Raw genomic sequence first — 6,063 nt, 5'->3', positions numbered from 1 at the left:
GTGCTTTTTGCCATCTCCTTCGCCATTCTGCTCATGGTCTATGTGCTCAATAAAAAGCTGCTGGACACGATATGATTGAGCTCTGTGTGGAAAAGTCTCTGCATGGCGTGTCGGGGGATTACCGGCTGGAAGTGGACTTGCGTTTGGCCGCAGGGGAGGTGGTCGCCCTCTTCGGACCGTCGGGTGCGGGCAAAAGCACCCTGCTGCGGATGCTGGCTGGACTCGTTCCACCGGATCGGGGTCGCATCAAGGTGGGCGATACGCTGTGGTTCGACAGCGCCAAGCAGATCTGCCTCCCACCCCGGAAACGGCAGGTCGGCATGGTGTTTCAGGACTATTCCCTGTTTCCTCATCTGAACGTGCGGGACAATCTCCGTTTTGCCCTGGCCGACAAGAAAGACCTGAAGGCGGTGGACGAGATGCTCGCCCTCACCGGGCTGGGAAACCTGCAAACCCGCTTTCCTGCCAGTCTCTCCGGCGGTCAGCGGCAACGGGTCGCGCTAGCGCGCGCCATGCTGCGTCGGCCACAGGTATTGCTCCTGGATGAGCCCTTGTCCGCCTTGGACCATGTCATGCGGACCCAGCTCCAGGATGAAATACTGGCCTTGCACCGGCGCTTTGGGACCACCATTATCCTGGTCAGCCATGATCTTGCCGAAGTATTCAAAATGGTGCAGCGCGTTTGCTGTCTGGAAGAGGGCAAAATTCGCGATGACGGGCCGCCGCTGAAGGTTTTCTCGCCACAGCACATGCTGGGGCGCTGGCAGGTGCATGCTGAAGTCCTGGCGATCGTGCCCCTGGATGTGCTCTGGAGCGTCACCGTATTGATGGGCAACCAGATTACCCGCATCGTCGCCAGCACAGATGAAGTGCATGACCTTCGTGCGGGCGACAAGATATTGCTTTTCCAGAAGGCCTTTCACCCCATGCTGATTAAAATCCCCTGACGCGCGGGAGTCACGGTCTTATACGGGGCGAATCTCCACACCGATATCGGCCGGTGCGGCGTGATAGACAGCGCTGGTCACGAGGGTATCCATACCAGTTGCCGCATAGGCATGAATATTGGCAAAGGTAATCCCGCCTGCGGCAAACAATGTGACCTCCGGTGCCACGGCACGCAGCTTTGCGGCGATTTCTGTCAGGGGCCCGGGCGCCATTTTATCAAACTGAATCCCGGCGACCCCGGCCTGAGCCAGAGCCAAAGCGTCCGCCATGGTGTGATCCGTCTTTTGCACTTCCACCACGATCTTGCTGGAGGGAACCTGTCTCCGATATTGTGCCAACTCTTGCAAGAAAGGCGATAAACCACCTAAAAAGGCTAGGTGTTGGTCAAATACCAGAACACTTTCCGAGAGGCCCAGCCGGTGCGGCAAGACTCCCCCTGCGAGAGCAGCCATGACGGCAAAGCGCCGTATTCCAGGAATATTCTTACGCGTCGCAACCACGGATACTCGGGGATTGATCTGGCGCGCCTGCTGTACCAATTGCGCGGAGTAGGTCGCGATGCCACACGCGTACTCCAACACGTTTTGCGCCACTTTCCAGGCAGAGTGGGCAGCACTTGCGGAACCTTCTGCAGCCAGCAGGGTGGTACCGGTTGCGACCAATGCGCCCGACGGCTGACTTTCGGTCACGGTAAGGCCGCAGGCGTCCAATATCTTCACGGCGAGTTCCGTACCAGCGACAGTAATATCCTGACGGCAGTGAAAACGCATGTTAGCGGCTTTGTCACCAATGCCCAGCATCCGGGTGGTGAGGTCCAGGAAAGGCTGATCTTCCTGGATGAGTGCGGTGATTTCCTGCGGGGAGAAGAACATGGCGTAGCCCGTAATAACAGTGAACCACCCGCAATGGCAGATGGTCCGTGACAGCGGTTGCAGAGTGACCGGGCAGCGGTGCGCTCTGTTTCACCAGACGGTTGATCGCCTGGAACAGCCGCTTCAGGGTTTTTCGATACCTACTTCGCTGGCCTTGATTACCGCGAAAACATCGTCACCCACCTTGAGCCCGAGTCGTTCCACGCTCCGTGTGGTAATCACGGAGGCGATTATACCGGCGGAGGTTTCCACCTCGATTTCCGAAACCGCCCCACCCTTGACGATCTCAACCACTTTACCCTTTAAATGATTACGCAGACTGGTTTCCATGACTGTCCCCTGATTAACCGATAAGAACGTAACAGTATAGCCTACCTGGGTGGTCAGGGAATGGATAATTGTCATGGCAACTGGATGGAAACATAGTGCAACTGTAAGAATTCTTCCAACCCCCATTTGCCGCCCTCGGCGCCCAGTCCGGAAAGCTTGCTGCCGCCGAAGGGCGCCTGCGGGGTAGCGGGAGACCCGTCATTGACGCCGATGATGCCGCATTGCAGCGCCTCCGCGATGCGGTATGCGCGTCCGAGATCGCGGGTCCAGAGATAAGCGGCCAGCCCATAGGGGGTGTCATTGGCGCGGGCGATAGCTTCCACTTCGCTGCGAAACCCCTGTATGGGCAGCAGGGGGCTGAAGCTTTCTTCGTGGAATATACGGCTCTGCGGATCGAGGTCGGCGAGGAGGGTCGGGGCGCACCACAGGCCTTGTGCATCCCCTCCGCACAGAAGTCTTGCACCCCGGTCCAGGGCGTCCTGCAATTGCGCTTTGAACTTCTGGACAGCAGCTTCGGAAACCAGCGGCCCGATGTCAGTGTCCTCTGCAAAAGGGTCTCCGACCTTGAGGTGACCCATAGCTTCAAGATAGCGTGCGGTAAACTCTGGCAGGATCGCATCATCCACATACAAGCGGTTGGCGGCGACGCAGGACTGGCCGGCATAGCGGAATTTGGCATGGATGGTCATGGCCACCGCCGCATCGATATCCGCATCGGCAAAAATCAGCACAGGAGCATGCCCGCCCAATTCCAGAGCAAGCCGTTTGATGGTCGGCGATCCCTGCGAATAAAGCTTCTGCCCGACCGCCGTAGAGCCGGTAAAACTCAACTTGGCTATGCGCGGGTCCGCCATCAGTCGCTCCGCCAGAGGTGCAGGATCAGAGCTGGGGAGCACCTGCAGGGTGCCAGCGGGTCCCTCCGCCTCCGCCCAGAGTTCGGCAAGTTTTAATGCGGAGAGCGGCGTTTGCTCATCTGGCTTGAGGATGACTGTACAGCCGGCTGCCAGAGCCGGCGCTATCTTGCGAACGACCATGGAGACCGGACTGTTCCACGGCGTAATGGCGAATACCGGACCAACCGGCACTTTCCAGATCTGTAGGCGCTTGTCTGGAAACTGGGAAGGGATACTTTCGCCGATGATGCGTTTGCATTCTTCGGCGTACCAGCGCGCCAGGGCGACGGCAGTTTTGATTTCCGCACGACTCTGCCGTATGGGTTTGCCCATCTCCCAGGTGATGAGACGTGCGAGGTCTTCTGCGTGAACCTGGATGAGATCCGCCCAACGGCTGAGGATGGCCGCGCGCTGGTAGACGGTAGTCTGGCGCCAGGTTGCAAAAGCGACCGTTGCCGCCTGCACCGCTGCTTCAGCCTCCCGAGTTCCGCAATCGGACACTTCGGCGAGTATCTGTTGATTGACCGGGCTCCGTACCACAAATCGCGTCCTGAGGTCTGTCCAGCATCCATCGATGAATGCGGCTGTAGGTGCAAGGGGCATGGAGTTTTCCTGTGTGCGATGGACAGAAGCCGGGACGTTGCCGAATAACGTCCAAAGAAGGTACTCTTGCTGGGCAGGTTGTATCGGATTGACTGTAGCGCAGACATTAATAAAGCACAAAAAGGCCATGCCCGCGTAGCATGCATCATAAACATTGTGGCCTCTATACACCTATCTGGAGCAAGACCATTGATGCTTGAACCTGAAAGTACGCCCTACGCCCGTCTTGGTGGTGAGGAGGCCGTTCGCAAGCTGGTCAACCGGTTTTATGACCTGATGGATAGCGAGGCGCAGTGGCAAACTCCGCTGCGGGATATTCACCCGAAAGACCTTTCCGAGTCCAGGGAGAAGCTCTTTCTGTTTCTGTCGGGCTGGCTGGGCGGGCCTGATCTGTACGTGCAGCGTTTTGGGCATCCCCGCTTACGGGCACGGCATGCCTCTTTCCCGGTAGACGATCAGGCACGGGATCAGTGGATGGCCTGTATGCTTGGTGCCATGCGCGAGGTAGAGATGGAGCCTGAACTCTATGCGCACCTGCAGGGTGCCTTTCAGCGCACGGCTGACTTCATGCGGAATCGCTAGAGTTAAAACCCGTAAAATACCGCCTTATTGTCCGAAGGGATGAGTCGGCTGGTGGAACTGGGTAATTCATGAAACAGAACTTAACCAACTGCCGGGCTGGTCGGATATGGGCTCATGGGTCGGAAGCGTTGGGCGGAGAGCGAATGATTTCTACGGCGGCGCTGTGGCGTAGATAATCCGTTCCCCAGTCGAGGAGGGTGAGAAGGCGATTGCGGGTGCCGATGATGCGGTAGAGGTGCAGACCCAGCCAGAGTAGCCATGCGCTCCAGCCATGCCAGCGCAGATGCCAGCGCTCAATCTGGCAGACGCCATCGAAACGCCCGAGGACGGCCATACTGCCCTGGTCTTGATAAGCGAAGGGGGGAGGGAGGACCCGCCCTTGCCGTTGGGATTGCAGCAACAGGGCGGCGTGGCGGGCGCTCTGCAGGGCAAAGGGCGCCACCTGAGGCCAAAATTCACCATTACTGCTGCAGGCCAAATCGCCGAGGATGAAGACCTCAGGGTGTTCCGGCAGGCGCAGGTGGGGATCGACGATGATGCGCCCACCGGGTCCCTTGGCGCCGGGCACGGTGGCCGCCAAGGGGTTGGCCGTTACGCCGGCGGTCCAGACGAGAGTCCGGGTGGGGATCGCCGCGTCGGGCTGGCACTGCACGGTCCTCCCGTCAAAATCCCGGACATGGGTGTGAAAGCGCAGTTGAGCCCCGAGTTTTTGCAGCTTGCGGGCGGCTTGGGCTTGCAGAGGCGCGGCAAAGCCGGGAAGCAAGCCTGCACTGCCCTGTACCAGGGTGACTTGCGCCTCTTCCGGCTGCAATTCCGGGTAGTCGCGGGGGAGCAAGACGCGCAGAAGCTCCAGCAAGGCGCCGCAGAATTCGACCCCGGTGGGGCCACCTCCGGCAATGACGAAGCTGAGCCAGCGCCGCCGTTCGGCGGGATCGCTACAGTGGCTGGCCGCTTCCAGGGCGGTGAGGATACGTGAACGGAGCATCTCGGCCGCCTCTACGCCCTTGATCTGCAGCGCATGGCTGGCGATGGCGGCATTGCCGAAAAAGTTGGTGACCGTGCCGAGGGCGATGAAGAGGTAATCATAGGGAACGGTATCGCCGTCATCGAGAAGGATCGCCCGTTGGGGAAGGTCCAATCGAACGACCCGCCCCAGGCGAAAATGCAGGCCGCCGCCGCGCAGGAGGCGCCTTTGCGGGGTGGCGATGGCCTCCGCCTGGAGATCTCCGGCAGCCACCTGGTAGAGGAGAGGCTGGAAGAGATGATAATTGCACTGGTCGATGAGGGTCACCTCCAGCCCTTGACCCCGGAGGGCGTGGGCGGCGGCGTTACCGGCAAAACCGCCGCCGAGAATGAGGATACGCTCAGTCATGGGGCATGCCCCCTTGCGCATGGGCTGGCCGGCTGTTGCGCCAGGCGAGATAGAAGAGAGGGATGGCCCAGAGGGCCGACAGGGTATAAATGTCACCGAGGCTGAGCAGACTCTGCAGGGGGCCGAGCCCGAAGGAGCCGATGCCTTCGCCCACCATGAGTGCCCCGACCAGGAGTCCGGCCATCTGGGTGCCTTCCTTGGGGTGGGCGGCAATGCCGTAGGCCATGCTGTAGGGATAGTAGATGCCGCAGGCGACCCCCGCGGCCGTAAAGGCCATGAGCAAGGCGCTGGTGTTGACGAGATGGGGGATGAGCAGGAAGCATACGGCGATCCCCAGAGGCGCAAGCAGATAAATGATCCGCCGGTGCAGCAAATGGTTGGGAATAAAGCCCAAGGCAAAACGCGCGGCGGTCATGCCGCCCCAGAAAAGGGCCAGGGCGAGGGCACCGCTGGCGGCTGGCAG

Annotated in this window: 6 protein-coding genes and 1 pseudogene; 2 read left to right on the top strand and 5 right to left on the bottom strand. The window is 59.9% G+C overall.

Annotated features, from left to right (window positions below; translation table 11 throughout):
* Nucleotides 1–71 precede the first annotated feature (71 nt).
* Nucleotides 72–947 carry an ATP-binding cassette domain-containing protein gene (locus tag AC2VNK_RS07505; RefSeq protein ID WP_486883344.1) on the top strand — a complete coding sequence of 292 codons (876 nt, stop codon included), beginning with the start codon at nt 72–74 and terminating at the stop codon, nt 945–947.
* A gap of 18 nt (nt 948–965) precedes the next feature.
* On the opposite strand, the gene modD is transcribed toward AC2VNK_RS07505, so the two are convergent.
* The 3 genes from modD to AC2VNK_RS07490 all read right to left on the bottom strand — a co-directional run bounded on the left by modD (nt 966) and on the right by AC2VNK_RS07490 (nt 3,583).
* Entirely contained in the window at nt 966–1,820 is an 855-nt protein-coding gene (gene modD / locus AC2VNK_RS07500; RefSeq protein ID WP_486883343.1) for a ModD protein, read from the bottom strand.
* Between the two features lie 123 nt (nt 1,821–1,943).
* The gene (locus tag AC2VNK_RS07495) at nt 1,944–2,150 is read right to left on the bottom strand and encodes a TOBE domain-containing protein (protein ID WP_486883342.1); all 207 of its coding nucleotides are present in this window, start codon (nt 2,148–2,150) and stop codon (nt 1,944–1,946) included.
* 71 nt (nt 2,151–2,221) lie between these two features.
* Nucleotides 2,222–3,583 (bottom strand): NAD-dependent succinate-semialdehyde dehydrogenase, encoded by a 1,362-nt coding sequence (locus AC2VNK_RS07490; RefSeq protein ID WP_486883341.1) that lies wholly within the window; start codon nt 3,581–3,583, stop codon nt 2,222–2,224.
* A 255-nt stretch (nt 3,584–3,838) separates the two neighbouring features.
* On the opposite strand from AC2VNK_RS07490, the gene AC2VNK_RS07485 reads away from it, so the two are divergent.
* A complete protein-coding gene (locus tag AC2VNK_RS07485; RefSeq protein WP_486883340.1) occupies nt 3,839–4,228 on the top strand; it encodes a group II truncated hemoglobin in 390 nt (129 codons plus the stop codon).
* A 112-nt stretch (nt 4,229–4,340) separates the two neighbouring features.
* On the opposite strand, the gene AC2VNK_RS07480 is transcribed toward AC2VNK_RS07485, so the two are convergent.
* Nucleotides 4,341–5,600: an NAD(P)/FAD-dependent oxidoreductase gene (locus AC2VNK_RS07480; protein WP_486883339.1), complete on the bottom strand. Its 1,260-nt coding sequence runs from the start codon at nt 5,598–5,600 to the stop codon at nt 4,341–4,343.
* A pseudogene (locus AC2VNK_RS07475) lies at nt 5,593–6,063 on the bottom strand (MFS transporter); the annotation flags it as partial. The pseudogene AC2VNK_RS07475 and the gene AC2VNK_RS07480, both read right to left, overlap by 8 nt.

This window comes from Acidithiobacillus sp. TH-A35 (assembly GCF_057473505.1).
The sequence above is the reverse complement of the archived record's forward strand: the minus strand, read 5'-3'. Positions and strand labels throughout refer to the sequence as shown.

What these genes read in the sequence shown, in the direction of transcription:
- AC2VNK_RS07505 (WP_486883344.1), top strand. Translation starts at nt 72, where the DNA reads ATGATTGAGCTCTGTGTGGAAAAGTCTCTGCATGGCGTGTCGGGGGAT.
- modD (WP_486883343.1), bottom strand. Translation starts at nt 1,820, where the DNA reads ATGTTCTTCTCCCCGCAGGAAATCACCGCACTCATCCAGGAAGATCAG.
- AC2VNK_RS07495 (WP_486883342.1), bottom strand. Translation starts at nt 2,150, where the DNA reads ATGGAAACCAGTCTGCGTAATCATTTAAAGGGTAAAGTGGTTGAGATC.
- AC2VNK_RS07485 (WP_486883340.1), top strand. Translation starts at nt 3,839, where the DNA reads ATGCTTGAACCTGAAAGTACGCCCTACGCCCGTCTTGGTGGTGAGGAG.
- AC2VNK_RS07480 (WP_486883339.1), bottom strand. Translation starts at nt 5,600, where the DNA reads ATGACTGAGCGTATCCTCATTCTCGGCGGCGGTTTTGCCGGTAACGCC.